Origin of the sequence: Pedobacter nyackensis, from assembly GCF_032678475.1 — a bacterium.
Lineage (GTDB): Bacteria > Bacteroidota > Bacteroidia > Sphingobacteriales > Sphingobacteriaceae > Pedobacter > Pedobacter nyackensis_A.
Map to the genome: position 1 here is coordinate 327,371 of NZ_JAVTSF010000006.1, position 21,058 is coordinate 348,428.

At 37.1% G+C, this 21,058-nt stretch carries 18 protein-coding genes; 2 read left to right on the plus strand and 16 right to left on the minus strand.

Features of this window, described 5'->3' with window-relative positions:
• Window positions 1-8: 8 nt before the first annotated feature.
• Window positions 9-1,313, plus strand: coding sequence for a divalent metal cation transporter (locus R2Q84_RS19355; protein ID WP_316818245.1), 1,305 nt, complete (start codon window positions 9-11; stop codon window positions 1,311-1,313).
• Between the two features lie 26 nt (window positions 1,314-1,339).
• Here R2Q84_RS19355 and ppsA read toward each other — a convergent pair whose 3' ends face one another.
• The 8 genes from ppsA to R2Q84_RS19395 form a co-directional block, all read right to left on the minus strand.
• Complete coding sequence (gene ppsA / locus R2Q84_RS19360; protein ID WP_316818246.1) at window positions 1,340-3,721, minus strand: phosphoenolpyruvate synthase; 2,382 nt, start codon at window positions 3,719-3,721, stop codon at window positions 1,340-1,342.
• A gap of 57 nt (window positions 3,722-3,778) precedes the next feature.
• On the minus strand, window positions 3,779-6,295 hold the full coding sequence (locus R2Q84_RS19365; RefSeq protein WP_316818247.1) for a cation-translocating P-type ATPase: 2,517 nt from the start codon (window positions 6,293-6,295) through the stop codon (window positions 3,779-3,781).
• A 107-nt stretch (window positions 6,296-6,402) separates the two neighbouring features.
• Window positions 6,403-7,080 carry an ABC transporter ATP-binding protein gene (locus R2Q84_RS19370; RefSeq protein ID WP_316818248.1) on the minus strand — a complete coding sequence of 226 codons (678 nt, stop codon included), beginning with the start codon at window positions 7,078-7,080 and terminating at the stop codon, window positions 6,403-6,405.
• A gap of 2 nt (window positions 7,081-7,082) precedes the next feature.
• Entirely contained in the window at window positions 7,083-8,342 is a 1,260-nt protein-coding gene (locus R2Q84_RS19375; RefSeq protein WP_316818249.1) for an ABC transporter permease, read from the minus strand.
• Window positions 8,339-9,421: an efflux RND transporter periplasmic adaptor subunit gene (locus R2Q84_RS19380; protein WP_316818250.1), complete on the minus strand. Its 1,083-nt coding sequence runs from the start codon at window positions 9,419-9,421 to the stop codon at window positions 8,339-8,341. The genes R2Q84_RS19375 and R2Q84_RS19380 overlap by 4 nt, the downstream gene beginning before the upstream one ends.
• A gap of 29 nt (window positions 9,422-9,450) precedes the next feature.
• A complete protein-coding gene (locus tag R2Q84_RS19385; RefSeq protein WP_316818251.1) occupies window positions 9,451-9,870 on the minus strand; it encodes a hypothetical protein in 420 nt (139 codons plus the stop codon).
• A gap of 87 nt (window positions 9,871-9,957) precedes the next feature.
• Complete coding sequence (locus R2Q84_RS19390; protein WP_316818252.1) at window positions 9,958-10,386, minus strand: Hsp20/alpha crystallin family protein; 429 nt, start codon at window positions 10,384-10,386, stop codon at window positions 9,958-9,960.
• A 70-nt stretch (window positions 10,387-10,456) separates the two neighbouring features.
• Window positions 10,457-11,131, minus strand: coding sequence for a BON domain-containing protein (locus R2Q84_RS19395; RefSeq protein ID WP_316818253.1), 675 nt, complete (start codon window positions 11,129-11,131; stop codon window positions 10,457-10,459).
• Window positions 11,132-11,384: 253 nt separating this feature from the next.
• Here R2Q84_RS19395 and R2Q84_RS19400 point away from each other — a divergent pair, with 253 nt between their 5' ends.
• Entirely contained in the window at window positions 11,385-12,434 is a 1,050-nt protein-coding gene (locus tag R2Q84_RS19400; protein ID WP_316818254.1) for a response regulator, read from the plus strand.
• A gap of 18 nt (window positions 12,435-12,452) precedes the next feature.
• Here R2Q84_RS19400 and R2Q84_RS19405 read toward each other — a convergent pair whose 3' ends face one another.
• The 8 genes from R2Q84_RS19405 to R2Q84_RS19440 form a co-directional block, all read right to left on the minus strand.
• Window positions 12,453-13,292 (minus strand): universal stress protein, encoded by an 840-nt coding sequence (locus R2Q84_RS19405; RefSeq protein WP_316818255.1) that lies wholly within the window; start codon window positions 13,290-13,292, stop codon window positions 12,453-12,455.
• A gap of 7 nt (window positions 13,293-13,299) precedes the next feature.
• Window positions 13,300-14,172 (minus strand): universal stress protein, encoded by an 873-nt coding sequence (locus tag R2Q84_RS19410; RefSeq protein ID WP_316818256.1) that lies wholly within the window; start codon window positions 14,170-14,172, stop codon window positions 13,300-13,302.
• Window positions 14,173-14,189: 17 nt separating this feature from the next.
• Complete coding sequence (locus R2Q84_RS19415) at window positions 14,190-15,074, minus strand: universal stress protein (RefSeq protein ID WP_316818257.1); 885 nt, start codon at window positions 15,072-15,074, stop codon at window positions 14,190-14,192.
• A gap of 10 nt (window positions 15,075-15,084) precedes the next feature.
• A complete protein-coding gene (locus tag R2Q84_RS19420) occupies window positions 15,085-16,593 on the minus strand; it encodes a L,D-transpeptidase family protein (RefSeq protein ID WP_316818258.1) in 1,509 nt (502 codons plus the stop codon).
• 93 nt (window positions 16,594-16,686) lie between these two features.
• A complete protein-coding gene (locus tag R2Q84_RS19425; protein ID WP_316818259.1) occupies window positions 16,687-17,406 on the minus strand; it encodes a TIGR00730 family Rossman fold protein in 720 nt (239 codons plus the stop codon).
• Between the two features lie 22 nt (window positions 17,407-17,428).
• Window positions 17,429-17,998, minus strand: coding sequence for an HdeD family acid-resistance protein (locus tag R2Q84_RS19430; protein WP_316818260.1), 570 nt, complete (start codon window positions 17,996-17,998; stop codon window positions 17,429-17,431).
• Between the two features lie 18 nt (window positions 17,999-18,016).
• Window positions 18,017-18,775: an SDR family oxidoreductase gene (locus R2Q84_RS19435; protein WP_316818261.1), complete on the minus strand. Its 759-nt coding sequence runs from the start codon at window positions 18,773-18,775 to the stop codon at window positions 18,017-18,019.
• An 820-nt stretch (window positions 18,776-19,595) separates the two neighbouring features.
• The gene (locus R2Q84_RS19440; protein ID WP_316818262.1) at window positions 19,596-21,041 is read right to left on the minus strand and encodes an SDR family oxidoreductase; all 1,446 of its coding nucleotides are present in this window, start codon (window positions 21,039-21,041) and stop codon (window positions 19,596-19,598) included.
• Between the last annotated feature and the right edge of the window lie 17 nt (window positions 21,042-21,058).

A 21,058-nucleotide genomic window follows, 5' to 3' on the forward strand; every position in this document is an offset into this window, starting at 1 on the left:
TTGATTGTATGCCCCAAAAAAAACATAACATCAAAAACAAGAAAAAATGGAAATGGCTAAGTTTACTTGGTCCGGGATTAACAACTGGTGCAGCAGATGATGATCCTTCTGGAATAGCTACTTATGCTCAAACCGGAGCCCAATTTGGCTACGGACAGTTATGGACGGCACTGTACATGCTTCCTTTTATGACAGCTGTCCAGGAGTCTTGTGCACGCATTGGCTTGGTTACAGGTAAAGGAATTACTGCTGTTGTAAAAGAAAATTATAGCCGTCCGGTACTGTATTTTGTCGTCGGACTAGTAGTGGTCGCTAATACTTTAAATATTGGTGCAGACATTGGTGCTATGGCCGCAGCCGCTCAACTCATTATACCACTCCCCTTTATTGCCCTTACACTTCTATTTACTACAACCATTCTTTTGCTGGAAATTTTTACCAGCTATCGGGTCTATTCGCATTTACTAAAATGGCTTGCTTTAGCATTAATGGCTTATCCTGTTACTGTTTTCATGATAGATCAGCCATGGGTTACTGTAATTAAAGCTACAATTACCCCTCACATAGAATTCAACTTTGCGTTTCTATTTATCATCACTGGGGTATTTGGTACGACCATAACACCTTACATGTTTTTTTGGGAAGCTTCCCAGGAAGTCGAAGAAGATCGCGAAAATGGTTTTATAAAAAATGGTAAGCTCTCTGTCGGCTGGCCTGAGATTCACGCGATGCGAAAAGACAATACGGCTGGCATGATTATTTCAGAATTTACAACCTGGTGCATTCTTTTGGTAGCAGCCACAGTTTTACATCAAAATGGCGTTCACGACATTAAAAATGCTGCCGATGCTGCAAAAGCGTTAGAACCGCTTGTTCATTCCTTTCCACATTCCGGCTACCTCGCCAAACTGATATTTTCTATTGGAATAATTGGACTCGGTTTACTGGCTGTGCCTGTATTATCGGGTTCTGCTGCATACGCAGTGGCAGAGGCTTTCAATTGGAAAGCAAGCCTTAATCTTAAATTAAATAAGGCCTGGGGATTCTATACCATTATTATTATTTCCACACTCATTGGTCTAATTTTAAACTTCATTGGGGTTGATCCAGTAAAGGCGCTGATCTATACAGCTGTAATGAATGGAATTGCGGCAGTTCCTCTGCTTTATTTAATCATAAAGATTGCTACAAGTGATCGCATCATGGGAGAATACAAAAGTAAATTGTTATCCAAAATATTATTATGGGCAACATTTTTAATTATGGCTTCAGCAGCGATCTCCCTATTAATTTATTACATATATGACCTGTAGTACATTTAAAATCAGTACTGATAAAATCAAGAATTTACTTTTAAAACACTATTAATTGTTGTAATCCCTTTGATTATCGAATCAGCGTTAAAGGCAATACTATCAATACCGTTTTCAACCAGCAATCTTGTAAAGGATTCAGAATCACTTGGTGCTTGACCACAAAGCCCTACTTTCTTATTCAGTGATTTAGCTTTTCGAATCATTTCAACAATCAATAATTTACTGGCCGAATTTTCTTCATCAAACAAGTCTGCTACAAGGGCAGAATCACGATCCACACCCAGCGTTAATTGGGTAAGGTCATTTGAACCAATAGAAAAACCATCAAATAATCCAGCAAAATCTTCTGCCAAGAGAACATTACTCGGTATTTCTGCCATTACAAAAATTTCAAGACCATTTTCACCCTGTTTCAGCCCAAATTCTTTCATGAGCTCAATCACTTTTTCACCCTCTTTAACAGTCCGGCAAAAAGGGATCATAAGCTTCACATTTGTAAACCCCATTTCGTTTCTGACAACTTTCATAGCCTCGCATTCCAATTGAAACCCTGCTCTATATCGATCATGATTATACCTGGATGCTCCTCTGAATCCAATCATTGGATTCTCCTCTTTTAGTTCAAAATCATGCCCCGCGATTAGCCCTGCATATTCATTCGATTTAAAGTCACTCATCCGTACAATAACTTCTTTTGGGTAAAAAGCCGCAGCAATCATGGCAACCCCCTGTGAAAGCTTATCAATAAAAAACATAGATTTATCCGGATAATTTTGAGTTAATTTTTCAATTTTAACTTTATCCTCATCTCTGCTTACTTGTTCATATTTCAAAAGTGCCATAGGATGTACCTGAATCCAGTTACTTATTAAAAATTCCATTCTGAGCAGGCCAACTCCATGATTCGGATAAAATGAAAGTGCAAAACTCTTATCCGGATCTGCCAGTATGAGTTGGGCTTTAGGCATATCCGGTAGTTCGAAACCTACAAGATCCGTAACTGTTTTACTCCATTTCAATTCTCCTTTTAATACATATCCGGTTTTGCCTTGCGAACAGTCTATGGTCACCATTTCTCCATCTAAAATCTGCTCGGTTGCTTTCTCGGTTCCAACTATTGCCGCTGCGCCTAGTTCTCTTGCAATAATTGCGGCATGGCTTGTTCGTCCTCCTCTATTAGTTATTACGCCCATTACACTTTTTAATATCGGATCCCAATCGGGACTAGTAGTATCAGTTACAAGAATATCACTTGGTTTTAACTTACCTGATTCAGAAGGAGACCTAAGAAGCCTTGCACAACCACTAATAATCTTACTACCAATTGCCTCTCCTTTACTTAGTTCAATACCTTTCTCTTTCAACTGATAGCTGATCAGCTGAGGTATTCCTGTTCTGTTATGGATAGTTTCCGGTCGCGCCTGAATAATATAAATCTGATTGCCTACACCATCCTTTGCCCACTCAAAGTCCATTGGTCTGCCGTAATGACGCTCTATAATCAGGGCCCACCGTGCAAGTTTTTCAATTTCATTATCCTCCAATACGTAACGATTACACATTTCGATAGGCGTATCTTTGTTAACCACTTCATTTACGAAATCATCCAGTTCTGCATATACCATCATTTTATTTTTGGCACCCAGATTCTTTTGTATAACGGATTTGAATCCTTTTTCTAGTGTAGGTTTAAATACCAAGAATTCATCTGGAGTTACCGATCCCTTGACAATGTTCTCACCAAGTCCCCAAACCCCGGCAATATGGACCAAATTAGTAAATCCAGATTCTGGTTCAAGTGTAAAACCCACCCCTGAACATCCTATGTCAGAACGGATCATTTCCTGTACACCTATTGAAAGGAAAACTTTGTCATGCTTAAAACCTTTGTCTTCTCTGTACTTAATTGCACGATCTGTATAAAGGGAGGCGAAACACTTTCTAACTGCGAAAAGCAAATTGAAGCTTCCTTTAACATTTAAAAAGGAATCATGCTGCCCCGCAAAACTTGCATCGGGCAAATCCTCAGCGGTTGCACTACTGCGTACAGCCACTTCTTGCATTCCATCATCAAACATCAATTCATATGCGGTAGAAATCTCAAGGCAAAGATCAGCAGGTAAACGCCCCGCCATAATCAGCGTTCTAACATGTTTACCAATTGTCTGGAGATTATGGTAATTGATCTTATCAAGACTTTTCATCAAAACACCAATTTTGTCTTCCAGGTCATTGCATGCAATAAAGTCCTTGAATGCATCAACTGTGATTGCAAAGCCTTTAGGAATTAGCACACCTAAAGGTGTTAATTTGGTAAACATTTCGCCAAGGGATGCATTTTTACCCCCCACTGAGGCCAGGTCATTTATACCAATTTCATTGAAACTTTTAATATACTTTTCCATGACAGCTTATATTTAATCAAATTTAAGCTATCAAGATAACATACATCATGATGATTATCAGCAGTTAACGTGATGACCGTCATGATATTTATTCCTCTTTCTCCATTTAACCAATTCGTACCACATTACACTTAAAAACCCAGCGGCTATCCCAACCCCTAACTGAAATAAGTTAAGCGTCTCAAAATCAAAAAAAACAGATAACCATCTGTTATAAATTAATGAGGTTGAAATCACAATCGTTAGAGCAATAATGCCCAACACTAAATTATTTTTATAATTTAATGTAGTAACGATGCTATAAAAAAATGACCGGTTTACCAGAGTTAAAAATATATTTGCAGTGATCAATACGGTAAACACCATGGTTCTGGTGGTATTCTCATTGTAATTTAAGTGTACTGCATATCTGTAAACCGCTAGACATGCAATAGCAATTACTATTCCTTGTAAAACACTTGTAATTAGTTCTCTCCATTGGAAGAAAGTGTTGCTGAATGGCCTGGGTTTTTGCTGCATTGTATTTTTCTCAATTGGTTCATTCTCATAAATGATAGAACAAGTAGGCCCCATAATCAATTCCAAAAATATCACATGTACAGGAAAAAATATATTCGGATATGTCCAGCCTAAAACTAAAGGAATAAATACGATAAGAATAATAGGTATGTGGATAGATATAATATATTGAATAGCCTTTTTAAGATTTGCATAGATTCTTCTTCCCATCGCCACCGCAGTGACCATTTTTTCCAGATCATCATCTACAAGTATCAATGACGCTGCCTGCTTAGCAATTTCGGTTCCTTTTTTCCCCATTGCAATACCTATGTGCGCCGCTTTTAACGCTGGGCCGTCATTCACACCATCGCCCGTCATGGCGACGATTTCTTTGTTTGCCTTTAATGCATTAATGATTTTAAGTTTGGCTTCAGGAAACATCCGGGTAAAAATAGAAGTATCAGTTACCTTTTGCCTTAATTCAGCATCGGAAAATTTCATCAATTCTTCTCCATCAATACTACTCTCAGCTTTACGAAACCCCACTTGTCGTGCAATAGCACAAGTAGTAGCTGAATTATCCCCTGTTATAATCTTTACATCAATTCCCGCGGCATAAAAATTATTAAAAACGGAACTAATATTATGCTTCGGCGGATCGTAAAAAGCGATTAATCCTTTAAAAGTAAAATTGAAATCCTGTTGCTTTGTCGGAAAATTATCTCCGGCAAATGAACTCTCCCCCACTCCCAATATACGATACCCATTATTTGCAAGTGATTTAACAGCCTCTTCCACTGTGTTTCTTTCCTCAGCACTTAAATTGGATACATTTAATAATGCTTCAGGTGCCCCTTTTGCTGCAATAATGCGTTCCCCAACATCATTTTGAAAGATATGAGTCATCATTGGTGGCTTACCTTCTAACGGATACTCATGTCTCATTTTATACCCAGACCTTTCATCCTTAGTAAATATTTCCTTATATGCATCATGGAGGGACAATTCCATTGGATCAAATGGGATAGGCTCACTTGCCCACATTGCCGTTCTGATTAGCATTTTTTCCGATTCTACAAGCTCATCCTCCGGATTAGCTATACGATGCTGTTCTATGTCAAACAATTTAACAAGTGTCATTTTGTTCTGGGTAATGGTTCCTGTCTTGTCTGTACAGATTACGGTAGCACTACCTAGCGTTTCAACCGTTTTCATCTGTTTAACCACGACCCCCATTTTCGTTAATCTCCATGCACCAAGTGCCATAAATGTAGTAAAAGCAACAGGTATCTCTTCAGGTAAAATACTCATTGCAATGGTAAGCGCTTTCATTAAACTATTCAATACACCACCAGAACGATAGTAATTTATTGCCCAGACAATCAAAAAAATGCTACTACCTACCAAGACCATTTTTTTAACGAAGTTATTTATCTGCAATTCCAGCGGCGTTTTCTCTTCACTGATATTATCAAGACTTTTCCCGATCTTCCCCAACTTCGTTTCATTTCCAATAGCAGTAACTGTCACAATGGCTAAACCACTGGCGACAGTAGTACCAGAGTAGACTTTATTATCTGCCTGACTTCGGTCTTTATAGACGGCTAAAGATTCACCCGTTAATATTGACTCATTTACTGAAAAATCATTAGACTGAACAATCAATCCATCCGCAGCAATATATGTTCCTTCATCTACTACTAAAATGTCCCCAATAACAAGCTGCCTACTTTCAATTAATACTGTTTCTCCGTCTCTAATCACTTTACAGTTAGGTGCCGTCAGTGTTTTTAATTGAGCCAAAGCATTCTTACTCCTGGAGTCCTGATACAATGAAATGGCAGAAATTAAACCAATAGCCGCGGCCATAAAGATTCCATCACCATAGCTACCATTGATAAAATATATGGAAGAGGCTACAAACAATAGTATAATCATAGGTTCAGCAAACAGTGATTTAATGATTTTCAGCACACTATTTTCGACCTTATATTCAAATGTATTTGCACCGTATTTCAATCTGGATTCATCAACCTGTTGTTGATTCAAGCCTTCTATTCCATTTAATTTCATTATAGTTTGCTGGTTATGGATACAACAACCAATGTAATAAACCTATTTCATAATTTACCTAGATAAATACTATCAGAAAATGCAGTACAAATACATTACAGATTTATCTAATTCACGATACGCCCATCATCTATTTCGATGATTCTCCCAGAGTTATCCGCAAAGGTTTGATTGTGGGTTACAATCAATAATGTTTGATGAAATGATTCGGCAAGTTCTTTAAAAATCTCAAATACGAGCTGAGCGTTCTTGCTATCCAGGTTTCCTGTAGGTTCATCGCCCATAATTATTGCAGGATCATTAATCAAAGCTCTTGCAATGGCAACACGTTGTTTTTCGCCACCAGATAATAAGTTGGCTTTTTTGCTCGCAAGATGATCGACCCCAACAAGCTTAAGCTTTTCCATAGCCCTGAATTCAATTTCCTGTTTACTGAATTTTGCTAATTTCAATGCCGGCAACATTACATTCCTCAATACCGAAAACTCATTGATCAGGTAATGAAATTGAAACACAAAACCAATTTTCTGATTCCTAATATTTGCAAGGGTAGTTTCATCTTGATGGGTAAGCAATTGATTATTGATCAATAAATCACCCTGATAATCCGTGTCCATTGTGGAAATGATGTACAGCAAGGTTGATTTTCCGCATCCTGATTTGCCTACAATGGAAATAAATTCCCCCTGATTAACCTTAAAAGAAATATGCTTAAGCACATTAATCTCTACGGGGTCGTAAAAGCTCTTATTGATATCCCTGCATTCCAGAATCAAGTTTTCCATGATCATTTCCCCCTAATGATGACAACAGGATCAACTTTACTGGCTTTTCTGGCAGGAAACCAACCTGCGAAATAAGTAGTGACCAGAGAAAAGCAAGCGCCTATAACATAAAATACCAAACTATAGTTAACCGGATAGGTGGTAATAGTAGGCAGGGCACTTGTGCGAAATGGAATCTGGTCAATAATCAAAGACAATAAAAATCCAAACAACAGGCCAGCAAAGCCTCCGCTAATACCAATGGTAAGTGCAATGATCAAAAAAATCCTGTTCACATCTTTACCAGAAAAACCCACTGCCTTAAGGATCGCAATGGTATCCATTTTTTCATAAATCATCATATTCAAAATATTGTAGATACCAAATCCAGCTACAATTAATAAAGTAACGCCCACTGCATACGAAATTAAACTACGTATAAAACTTCCGGTTTCATATTGGGAATTTGCCGTCTGGATATCTTCTCCGTCAACATGAAAAATGCCTGCATATTCTTTCGCAACCTGGGGAGCCTGATCAATATCCTTTAATTTAATTTGAATATCTGTGATATAATTGCCTGCTTTAGCCATTAGTTTCTGAACCGTAGCTATAGCAGCATAACTCTGAATTTTATCAACGTCATTCAAACCTGATTGAAAAAAACCGATGACTTTCAAAGGAAAACGGTTGCCTGCCGGTGTGGTCACCTGTACTATATCCCCTATCTCAACAAGTAACTGGTCTGCAAGTCCTTTTCCTAAAACAATCGTATTAGTACTGTGCATAAGATTCATCGGATCTCCATTGATTACATAATCGCTGAAATGAAACAATCGAATCTCTGTAGCCGCATCAATTCCGTTGATAACACCCGAAATATTAATTGTTCCTGAATTAAAAAAAACCTGCGTGGTTATCCTTGGCGCAACGCCAAGTACGCGTTGGTCGCTTTCCACCTTCTTTATAATCGCAGCATTGTTATAAATATCTTCCCTGATCTGACCTGCTTTTACTGATGAAATGAAATTATGTAGTTTTTTATCTTTAAAAGCGATATTTACAGGTTGATTAGGGTTTGCCTTGATTTCATTATATAGTCTCACGTGAGAGACTCTGTTTAATACAAGTCCATCCAGCAGATCGTTTAGACCATTCATAAAACCTAACAAAGCGATGAACATGGTAATCCCAAAGGTTACACCGATGGCGGCTACCAGAGTTTGTCGCCAGCGAGCCAGCAGCAATAATTTTGCAATATCAAAGATCAATCTCAAGTTCATTCTGATGGTTTTAAAATCACATCATTTACTGTGAGTCCACTCAATACCTCAACTTCCTGATAGTCTTTCAATCCACATACAATTACTTTCTTTTTATGATCTTCCATCATCACATACTGGTCATCGATCAGGTAATTCCTTGGAATCGTCAAAGCACGTTTCTTCATATTCGTCATAATGTTTGCTTCAACCGTTAAATTGGGATAAAGTACCACTGGCTTTACCATAAATCTTGCCTCTACCGTAAAAGAACGTGAAGCCTCATTCATTAGCGGATTAATTTTCGAAACAGTAGCCTTAAATACCTTCCCCTTATAACTGTCCATAGTAATCAGTACCTGTTGTCCCAATCTGATCCTGGTGATGTCATTTTCATCTACCTGCAGCTCCATCAAAAAAGAATGTGCGTCTCCTATAATCGCTACAGGACTTTGTGGGGTAACCAATTCTCCCTTTTCTTTGAGCACCCCATACACTCTGCCCTTCATTTCACTTTTAATTACGTACTCATTTGCCACAGCATTGGTAATTTCCAAATTCTTTGTACTACGGTCCAGATTATATTTAAGCTGTTTCTTTAAATCTTTATATCTTAGCAATAGCGAATTGAAAACTGTGTTGGAATTCTTTCTGTTTAGTTCGCGTTGCTCAAGGTCATTTAATGATCCTCCACCATTCTGCCAGATATTTTTTTGCCTTTCCAGTAAAAGGACATCGTTTTCCATCTTACTTTTCGCCATACCAATTTGATTCTCCAGATCTTTTAAAGATTCACCCAGGGCTCTTTCTTCATTATACCGTCTGTCAAGAACTGCGCTTTGCTGATTAAGTAAGGCTGTTTGACTTAAGAGCTTTAAAATTGGGGATGTTTTAAATACGGTATCACCTTCCTCAACATATACCTCCTGAACCAAGCCGCTGACCGTCGAAAAAACCTGATATTGTCCGGTACTTTTTATAACCCCTGAAGCATACACTGATTCTGTAATCGATTTAACAACCGGCGAGGTATGTTCAGATTTTTCAGTGCAGCAACATAGGACTAAAAGAAGACAAATACATTGATTTGATCTTTTCATAACAGATTTCTTCTAGATACGTATGGACTTTAATTGACTGACAACTTACGATCATCCAATATCCCTTCAATTATATTATATAATTCCTTTTTTACTTCTCGATACTGATGAATTAGGTCGGTCATGCGACACTCTAAATCAGCTTGTTTTTCCGACAATTCATCCAACCCTTCACTAAGTAAATCTTCTGCGAGCAACTCCAGATTTCTTAATTGCTGATCCAATAATCCGATAATATGATGTTTTTCGTTAACTAAAATGGATAATTTACTGCCGAGTTCGGTTAATCTATTAATCCGGTCCTCGCCTGATGATTGCAAGAAATGTTCTTTTATCAGACGGTTTAAAAAGACAACTTCCAGATTAAAAAATTCCAGGTGAGTTTTCCAGCGCCGGACATTGATATAATATTCAAGCGCTCTTGCAGGAAGTTTAGATAATGTTTCCATGTGTTGAAATTCCAAGGATAGTCGATCGGTAGTAAACTAATTGTTTAGAGCTGCTCAAAGTATTTTGATTTTTGAGCAGCCGCTAATTCAATCAATACTTATTTCCTTTTTATTGTGTAAAGCTTTAAACGATTTCTTTAGGCTAAGCGTAAGTAAACCATCCTTGTAACTAGCTTTTACATTATCTTCCTCGATATTATCTGGAAGGCTAAAACTTCGAGAAAAAGAAGAACTTGTAAATTCTTTTCTGGTATAGTTTTTCTTTTCCTCTTTATGTTCACTGCTTGTTTCTGCACTTATGGTAAGCAGGCCATCCTCCGAAGTAATTTTAAAATCTTCTTTGTTAAAACCCGGTGCAGCCATTTCGAGTTCGTAACTATTCTCTTCATCTCTAATATTAACGGCAGGAAGAGAATTTGTGTTCATAAACGGCCTATTGAAGAAATCGGTATTGAAAAAATCTTCCATCGCTGACCGCAGTGATGGAAAGGCATTTGATTTTACTAAAGTTGTCATAATTATTATATTTTAGTTAAATATTATTCCACATCTATTAAAGGTAAATCCACTGGTATATTCACTTTTTTTACTCATAAAATGCATATTCAGGTGCATCTATTCTCAATTTGCTATCGACATGCAAAACTCCAGGAGCAGCCCAAGCAGCATTTTCAGCATCATCTTTTTCGGTAAAAGAACGTACAGTTCCAGTTAATGTCACTTTATTATCCTCAACATTTACAACTATTTTATTAGCGTCAATAGATGCATTTCTGTGAAAAGCTTCACTTATTTTATGTTCAATATTACTTGCAATAAGCTTCGGTTTAACATTAATCAAATTATTGACAGCTGTTACACCATTTAAATTCTCGATAGCCGTTTTAGCATTTTTTCTTTGATATTCCCACTCCACTTCTCCTTCCAGTTTAACAATTCCATTTTCAACTTTTATTTTAATTTTATCCTCCTGTACAGCAGCATGCCATTTCAATGCGTTAACTACAGCAGTAGCGATATCTGCATCAGAACGCTGGTAGGATGGAGAAACTCCAATCTGTATATCTTCAGCTATTGCTTTAACACCTTTTACTCTTTTTGCAGCTCTTTCTGCTGTTTGTTTTTTAAAGAAAGAGTCAACCTGACCGGAAAGTGTTACAATCCCGTTCTTAACAGCTACTCCAATTTCAGATGGATTTAAAGATGGCTCCCACCCAATTTCATCCATTACATTTTTTTGAATTTCCAAATCACTCTTCATGATTTAAATCTTAAAGGTTAAACAATTGAATTTATTTAACTCTAATTTCGACACTAAAGCGTGTTTTTGGAGTGACCACAATCAGCATGCATCATGACATTCGTCACAGTAGTAATTTCTTTATATTGCAGTTGTATTTAATACAAGTTTATTTTTAAATTATTACGTATCTTCATGATATTTTCTATATTGAAAGTCAACACGTTGTCATCCCCAACTAGTTGTAATAGGTATTAAAACCAATACAATTGATATGAAAACGATTCTTATTATTGAAGATAATATTGATATCAGGGAAAGTTGTACAGAAATACTTGAGCTTTCCGGCTATAAAGTCCTTCAAGCTGACAATGGAAAATCTGGTATTGACCTGGCATTGAAGCATCTACCAGACCTTATCTTATGTGATATTATGATACCCGAAATAGATGGATATGGTGTCTTATATTTTTTGAATAAAAACGACAACACTTCAGATATTCCTTTTATTTTTCTCACAGCAAAAACCGACAAAGTAGATTTCCGAAAAGGGATGGAAATGGGCGCTGACGATTACCTAACTAAGCCATTTGATGATATGGATTTGCTGCACGCTATCGAAACAAGGATTAACAAGCATCAGAGACGCATACTACTCAATAGCCCTGCACTCCAAAACCTGGAAAAACTTGCCTCAGCTAATAAAAAAGGCAGCATAGAATTAAAAGAACTTATTTCAGGTCATAAAACGAAACAAATTAAAAAAAAACAAATCTTATATTATGAAGGTGACACTCCTTTAGGCTTATATCTTATTCGAGAAGGCAGTATAAAAACAATAAAGATTGCCGAGGACGGGCGACAACTGATTACCGGAATCTATCATGCCGATGAATATATTGGTTTGAATACACTTCTACTTAATGAAGACTATGCAGAAATGGCAGAAGCTATTGAAGACACATTGATCTACTTACTACCTAAAGATCAATTAATTAGCTTATTACACAAATATCCGGAAATCAGTACTGATTTTATAAAATTACTATCCAACCATATTCACGAAAAAGAAGAACAGATGCTTGAATTGGCATATCACTCTGTTAGAAAACGTGTAGCCAAAGTCCTACTACGTTTAAGAAAAAAGTCGTTAGCCTTAGATGAAATTATAATATCAAGGGAAGAACTTGCAGAAATTGCTGGTATCGCCGTTGAAACAGTCAGCAGAACCTTAACTGATTTTAAGTGCGAAGGTATTCTTCAAAAAAATGGCGACATAATTACATTTTTGAATACTGAAAAGCTCTCAAAAATGAAGAATTAATTTTTGCTATTTAATAATTTAATGGTGTGCTATAAAAAGAGGCAGATCTAAACCAATCATTAAAGTATCAGCCATACTACGCCTCAACCAACGTGAAAACCCGCTCCTTTTATAGGCTCCTAAAACCACCAATTGATTTTCACCTGATGCTAATAAATGCGACATTATCTTTTCTTCAGCATTTCCTTTCAATAGTGTAGAACTGAAATCTGAAAATCTTAGCCTTAAAAAATCCGTAATTAGGATCGTCCCGGGAAGCTGTGGGTCTATTATATCTTTTTCAATTATAGTAACAACCTCAATCGGTACATCATGCCAGTTACCAAAGAGATAACTAAACATCTTTATTGCATAAAGCGAAGAAGGTTCACCATCGTAAAGAAATACGATTTTATTGATTTTTTTATAATTTTCTGGAACGACAATTACAGGACAATGCAGACTACTCAACAAATCTTTAATAAAATCAGTAGGTTCATGAAGATCTAACCGCGTGAATTTTTCACGTTCATTAATAATAATCAAATCGGCAAACATACTTTCATACTGAAGTTCCAACAATGGAACACTATGGTCACGATGAATGGAAAAACTAATACCTGCATTTTGGCAAGCTTTTTCAAACTCAAAGGCCGATTTACCTCTTTGTTGCTCATCCAGTTTATCCAACTCCTGAATGGTCATATCGGGGTTAGATGAGGTTCGCAGAATCTTACTAAGATTATAACTATGGTAAAAAAAAGCGTCCAGAAATATACCCGTTAAATGACTGTTATTTTGCTTAGTAATTTCTATGGCATAACTAAGCGTACTTTCACTTAATTTATAACCATCAAAAACAGCGAGAATCTTTTTCATAATTTCTTTACTTAGATTTAGAATGTATCGGAAACATCAACAACGGAATTTTAGAATGTCTGGATAGTTTTTGCGTATGACTACCCACAAATATCTTATATAGAGAATGATGTCGATGGTGTGTGAGTACTATCATATCGACATCATTCTCTTCTGCTAGCCAATCCAGTCCATTATCAATGTCAATATTCCATATATACTCATATGCGATATCTGGAATATTGATTTTTGCAATAACATCCTGAAAAAAAACATTTATTTCATCCTGCTTCTTGCCATCAGGATCAACCTCTTTATTGGTAATATGCGCAATTACCATTCTTGCACCTAACTGAGAGGCAAAACTACTTAAAACCTTTAATGGATCTAGTTCATCTTTGCTCAGATCGCTAGCAAACACAATCTTTGCGACCTTTTTAAACCCAGCTTCAAAAGGTATTAGTAAAAGTGGAAAATTCGCTCTTTCAATCATTTCCCTGCTATTACTTCCCAAAAGCAACTGGGTAAGTCCACCGGCTCCTGCCATTCCCATGACTACTAAATCTATTTTCTCCTTTTCAACAAGCATAGAAACCACTTCCCAAACACTACCTAAACTACTTTCATAAGTCAAACTAGGACAATATTCACCCTCCTGAAAACAAAAGGAATTAGAAAGCGAATTCACTAGTGAATCCAGTTCACTAGTTACTTCTTGCTTTAGCTCAGCATAATTCATCAACGGCCAGGCCACCTGCGATGCCATGGGCGCCTCTGCTGGCACCTTAAAAGCATTACAAATCAAAACATCTGCTTTCAATTCTTTTGCTAATGCCAAAGCATAACGGGCAGCATTTTCTGCTGGCACAGAGAAGTCTGTTGGTACTAAGATCTTTTTCATTAGATAAAATAATTATTTTATAAAACCTTATTTAAACAATCGGGAGGAAACACCAGTAAGGGGATGTCTATTTTTCTTCTAAGCTTTTGCGTACGACTTCCATTAAACAATCTATAAAGTAGATCATGTTTACGGTGAACCATAGCCAGCATTTGAATCTGTCCATATTTGCTCAGCCAGTCCAGGCCCTCATCTACAATCTCATCAAGGACATGCTGGTAATAAATTTTATGATAATTCACATTATTGGTGATTTCGTTTAAAAATTCATCAATTTTTTTCTTCGAACTCATCTGACTGTCTGGCAACTGATTACTGATATGCACAAGCAAAATCTCCGCATTAAATGTTCTGGCAAAACTCGCAAGGACATGAATAACTGCTATATCTTGTTTGCTCAAATCCGTGGCAAACGCAATCTTGATTATTTTATTATAACTTGCCTCAGGTGGAACAAATAAAACCGGAAAGGTTGCCGCTTCAACCATCGCACGGCTACTACTACCCAATAAAAATTGACTTAATCCTCCAGCCCCTTTCGTTCCCATAACCACTAAACTGATATTGTGATCCGTCATAAAACTTTTAACCACACCAGTTACCGAACCCGTTTCAGCGCCATATGCCACTAGCGGATGATAGGTATCATTAGCTGTTTCCAACTGATCCAGTTCACTCATCTTTTCTGCCAAATGTTTTAATTTCTCTTCTGTATCATGCTCTAAAGTTTCAATAGCAACTATAGGAACAGAAACATGTCCAGCCAGCGGGATTTCAACTGGCAGCATAACAGCATTGCACAATTTAAGGTTTGCCCTCATCTCCTTAGCAAGATGCATCGCATATCGTGCTGCATTTTTAGCAGCTAAAGAGAAATCCGTTGGTAATAAAATTGTTTTCATCAGATCGTATTTAGCGGTTAATACTTTTTATATCCAATTCCTTTGCAGGAGAAGAGGTTTCTCCTCCATAAAAAGCAAGCTCCAATGCTTTGTCCTTTTTATAGATATCATCATATTCAACAACACCTATCTCCCCCACCTCACAAGTCAGATAAGTAATTATTAAAGGAACAGACTTTCTTAAGTTAAAATTTTGAGGCTGATAATTACCCATTGCCTGGTGTAGCAGCTTTATTTTATTCTTTTGCCCATCCAAAGTGAGTAAAATAGAAGCAAGTTTTTCTGCATATTGAACCCTGATACAACCATGACTTAAAGCCCTTACTTCACGATCAAAAAACTGCTGCTCCGGTGTATCGTGTAAATAAATACTAAAGGGGTTCTGAAATCTGAAAACAACCAGTCCAAGCGCATTATCGCATCCTGCCGACTGCCTCATAAAATACTTACCAGGATTCTTTCTGACCAACATTAAACTGTCTTTAGTTGCAACAACAAAGTTTCCCTTACCGTCATAAATTGCAAGATGATTGTTCTCCAGATACTGTGGATCCTTTAATGCTCTAGGCAACATTTCTTTCACAAATATTTTTGCAGGCACTTTCCAATCCGGAGCAGTAGAGAAATAGGAAATAGAGCTATTCAATACCGGAGTCGGACTAATCGGCTTCCCCACCACAACTTTAAACTTGTAAGTGGAATCCGGCACATGTAATTTCAAAGTATACGATGGTATATTAATCTGAATAAACGAATCTTCATTAATGGCTGCCCAACGCAATCGTTCCATGTTAATCGCTAATTTTCTCACAATCCCTTCCGGAGCTTCATAACAATCGCCTACATATTGGCCTTTCAAGAGCTTCATATAATCTTGCATGAGTACATATTCTTTGATTTTTGGCTGTACGTTGAGCACCGCACTTATAAAATCATTTTGTATCATCGCATCTGCCAAAATATCTTCCGCACAAAAGCCTGCTACCTCCCCTTTATCTACAAAAGCGGGCGTAAAAACTGGATTGAGTTTTCCAAAATGCAAATGATTCATAAAAGTGATCAACGCATCACTCAACAACATATCAAACCAGGCCTTCTGACTAGCACTTACTGTTAAGGAGTTCTCCAAAATATCGTGCATCGTAGTGAATAAAAGTTCCTTAGGATGATAATCAGTATGGTTCAATCCAAATTGCAATACACAATCCAACATTAATAAAGCCTCCCAGGTTTTCTTATTGTCATTATCTGGCTTAATCCATTTGGGTTGAAATTGAGATTTGTTATAAAACCGTTCCAACGACTTAGGATAATAAAACACCTTTTTTCCAGCATTTGTGGTTATTAAATTTCTTATCACAGCTATTACTGAAGTATCATTATCCATAGCAGCGCCCTTGTGTTCAGGACTTAAAGCCATTGCCACTGATGGAACCATAAAATACAGCATTACAAGCAATGACAATGTTAAACGCACTTTCATTTTAGCAATAAAAGAAATGTTAGTAAGTAATATCATGATCCAATCATTTAATTAATTAAAGTTCCTATCTGTCAAACGCTTAAACAATGACAGCAATCATCTTTAGACATGACCTTAGACATGACATAATTAGCGATTTTCAAAAAGCCAGCTAAATGGCTTTATTTTTCTTTCCGGCAATAGTCCATATTGTTTTATACTTTTTTCTTTGATCAACTCCACTGCCTCTTCTATGCTGTCAGTGACCAAGAATAACTGAGTATCATCAGGTGTTATAGTAGCAGCATTCTGCATTTGTGAAATATGCTCCATAAGCTCATTATGATAGGCTTTTCCAAAAATCACGATTGGAAAATTGTTGATCTTATGGGTCTGTATTAAAGTAAGTGCCTCAAAAAACTCATCCAATGTCCCATATCCTCCGGGCATTACAACAAAGGCAAAAGAATACTTAACAAGTAAAACCTTTCGTATAAAAAAATGATGAATATATACCCACTTGTCAAGATAAGGATTGGGTTTCTGTTCCTTGGGAAGCTGTATGTTACAGCCAACTGATCTCCCATTGACATCTTTAGCTCCTCTATTGGCGGCTTCCATTAAACCTGGCCCACCTCCGGTCATAATTGTAAATCCTAATTTCGCGAATTCTGCGGCTGCTTTCCTGGTTAAATCATAATACTGATGTCCCTCAGTAAATCGGGCCGAGCCAAAAATAGTTATACAAGGCCCCAGAAAGTGTAATTTCCTAAAACCACGAATAAATTCCCTCATTGTTTTTAAGGTAAATAGTAATTCTTTCCATCGCGACTGGGGCCCGTCTAAGAAAACGATTTCTGATTTATTCATTGCAACAATAAAACATTAAGTATCAATTAGACTTCTTAAACTTTTTGAGTTGTAGGGACAAAAAGATTCTAAAGATTCCAGATAAAATAAATGCAAAAGCTGTCCACATTACAATATTTATAGCTGCAAATAGAGGATGTCCAATTATGAGTAATGATAAAACAACGATTAGTATACCAGTTAACAGCAACCAAACCCAATCCAAAACACCATAGGCACGCAATTCAATTGAATTACCAATAGCCATAAAACCTCTGAATAACATCCACAAGCCAATGATTACCGGCATCACCACCATCGTCAACAAAGGGTAATTTAAAAGATAGCTACCTAAAACAACATCAATAAGACCTCCAGTCATAGTCCATCCCCAGCCATGAAGCCTTTTGCGATTACCAATCGCAAATACCAGTTCAAATAAGCCCGAAAAAATCATTCCGAACGCAAATAATAAACTTAAAGACAAATATGAAGATACAGGAGATGCCAGTATCCAGACACCCAAGCCCAAGAATAAAATACCAGCACAAAACATTAACCACCAATATTGTGCAGCAGACTCACGCTCGTTGAAATACTCTTTTTTCCTCATCCTAGTAGTTCATTAAATTTAATATGCAGTCCAACCGCCATCTGCAACCATGACCGCCCCATTTATAAATCCTGACTTAGCTGAAGCAAGAAACAAGGCCAATTCAGCAATATCATCGGGAGTTCCAGCCTCAGGCATATTCCCTGCCCCCGCATTCATTCTACTGTACCCAAAAGGATTAGGTTCTACATCATGCATGATATTGGTTTCAACTCCCCCAGGTGCAATTGCATTACACTTCAGCCCTGTTCCAGCATATTGATACGCGATACTTTTGGTAAGTCCAATTAAACCATGTTTAGAAACTGTATAAGCCAATCCAGCACGGCCTCCAGTCAACCCAGCAATAGATGCAATATTAATTATGACACCAGATTTCTGCTCCTTAAATATCTTTACTATAGCTCGGCAAGTGAAAAATGGACCATTAAGATTTACCCCTATAATTTTCTCCCACGATTCATCACTAACATCTTCAACTGGAGCAAAATCATCCATAATTCCCGCGTTATTTACTAAAACATCTATGGATTTATATTTACTAAGCGTATAGTCAATTAGAGATTCTACATCTTGTAACTTAGATATATCTGCCGGATAACAAGATACAAGCCCTCCTTTGTTTTTGATTTCTTTAGCCACTTCTTCAATGTTGTTATACCTGATATCGGATAACATAAGGTGTGCTCCTTGTTTGGCGAAAAGTTCAGCAATTGACTTACCTATTCCTGAACCTGCTCCCGTAATGAGCACAACTTTATTTGCTATTGCTTTCATGTCAAGATTATAAATGATCTGTAACTCTAACCCAAAGATTCAGAAAACATTCAAGAAACATCGTGATCAAGATCACTCAAACAAATGACAATCAGCATGTTTAAAAGCATCAATGATCCAATCTAAAAACAATAAGATGGCAAAAGATAATGCCTAGCGCAATATAAATGGCAATTTTGTACTTTCTGTTAATTTTTACCAAACCGACAATTTCGTACTACAGGATAGTGGCTTAAGTTGGAAGGATTAGTGCATATCTTTTAATCGTCTAGCTGCTTTAGCAGTGGAAAACCTCAAAAAGCTTTCAGATTTTTATGCTAATGCAGATTCCGATATAAAAAGGGCAATTGTCGGCTCGATTTATCCTGAAAAATTTTTTTTTGACGGGGATACTCATCGACCCCCTGAAGCAAATGAAGCAACACCACATATCTACCACATTAACAGAAGGTTAATACATAAAAAAAGGAGTGAAAATTTCTAAAAATATTCACTCCGTTGATGTACTCGAATATGGACTGAACTCAAAAAATTTTTATGATGATTTTAAGAAAATTGTAACCCTCCCGGATTTCGAACAGCTCTGCTGACGAAAATCCAAATTTATAATATCTGTCCAAATTAATCCAACTTGAAAAAAGTTGAATTAATTTGGACACTCCGGCAGCAAGGCTTTATATTCCATTGGAGTTTTACCATTTAGTGCTTCTGTGGTCTGCAGTAGTTATAATCCTGTATCCATTCTTCTGCTAATATTTGTATCTGCATAATAATTGTTCTTAAAACTGCCTAATTAGGCTCTAAGCATCAACAACTGCTCTTAATAACCAATATAGGACACATGATAACTAACAATATTTTTCATCATTCCTTTAAAAATAAAAGCATGAAAAGGCAAAACTGCATACCAATATAATCTACCCGTGAGACCTAAAGGTCGAAAAGTAGCCGTTTGTATAAACCTATTTTCCTTATCTATTTTAAATTCAAGCCAGGCTTCACCAGGTAACTTCATTTCTGCATACAACAATAATCGCCCATCCTTTTTATCCGCGAGAATTACTCTCCAGAAATCAATTACACTTCCAGCCGATAGTGTATTGGAATTTGTTCTTCCCCTTTGTAATCCTACTCCGCCAAATAATTTATCCAGGAAGCCCCGTATACCCCAAAGCCAATTTGCATAATACCACCCTCTTTCACCACCTATGGCCCAAACATTTTTCAATACGCGCTCCCGATCATCTACCCTAATTGATCGTACATCTCTAAAACAGCCTTCATACGGAACTTCAATTAATTTTTTAAACCGATCAGGGTAGATCCATCCACTCATCGCATCCCGCCAACTTGATATAACTTGATTTTGTTCTATTTTATCAAAAGCCAATTCAATAGACTGCTCATAATTAATAGGCTTAACGTTTAATCTTTCCCGCAGATCGTTTGGCTTTGCCACCACATCAACCTTCATACTCTCTACCAAACTGCCAGCTAAAGGATAGGAAACTGAGGTCACAAAATATAACCAATAGGAAGAAAGCTTTGGTGTCATTACGGGTACAGTAAAAATCCATCGTTTAAGTCCCCTCACTTTAGCAAAACGCAAAAGCATCCCCTTGTAAGTAATCACCTCGGCCCCACCGATATCATATGCTTTATTGAAAGCATAATCCTGCATCAGCACACCTTCAAGAAAGTGAAGTACATCTCGAATACCAATGGGCTGACAACGCGTATTGATCCACTTAGGCGCAATCATTACAGGGAGTTTCTCTACAAGATCTCTGATAATTTCAAAGCTCGCACTTCCCGAACCTACAATAATCCCCGCCCGTAAAGTAGTTAAGGCATACTTATTTGATTGCAAGGCTTCCTCAACACTCAGACGCGAATTCAAATGTTTCGACAAATGTGCACTATTCACAATTCCACTTAAAAAAATAACTTGTTTTGTAGAAGTGCATTCTATGATGCTTTTAAAATTATTTGCAGTCGACAGCTCAGCTTCTGAAAAATTACCCTTTACTGCCGACATAGAATGCATGAGGTAATAGGCTACATCAATAGCTGTAGGTATATGGTCAAGACTTTCTTTATTCAGGAAATCAACCTCAACAACGTCTAAATCAAACCCGGCATATTTACTTTTATCAAATCGGCTTTTATCCCGAACACAACAAATCACCTGGTGCCCATTTTCAAGCAAAATAGGAAGCAACCGCTGAGCGATGTAACCAGTAGAACCCGTTAACAATACCCTCATATTTAAATCTACGTTAA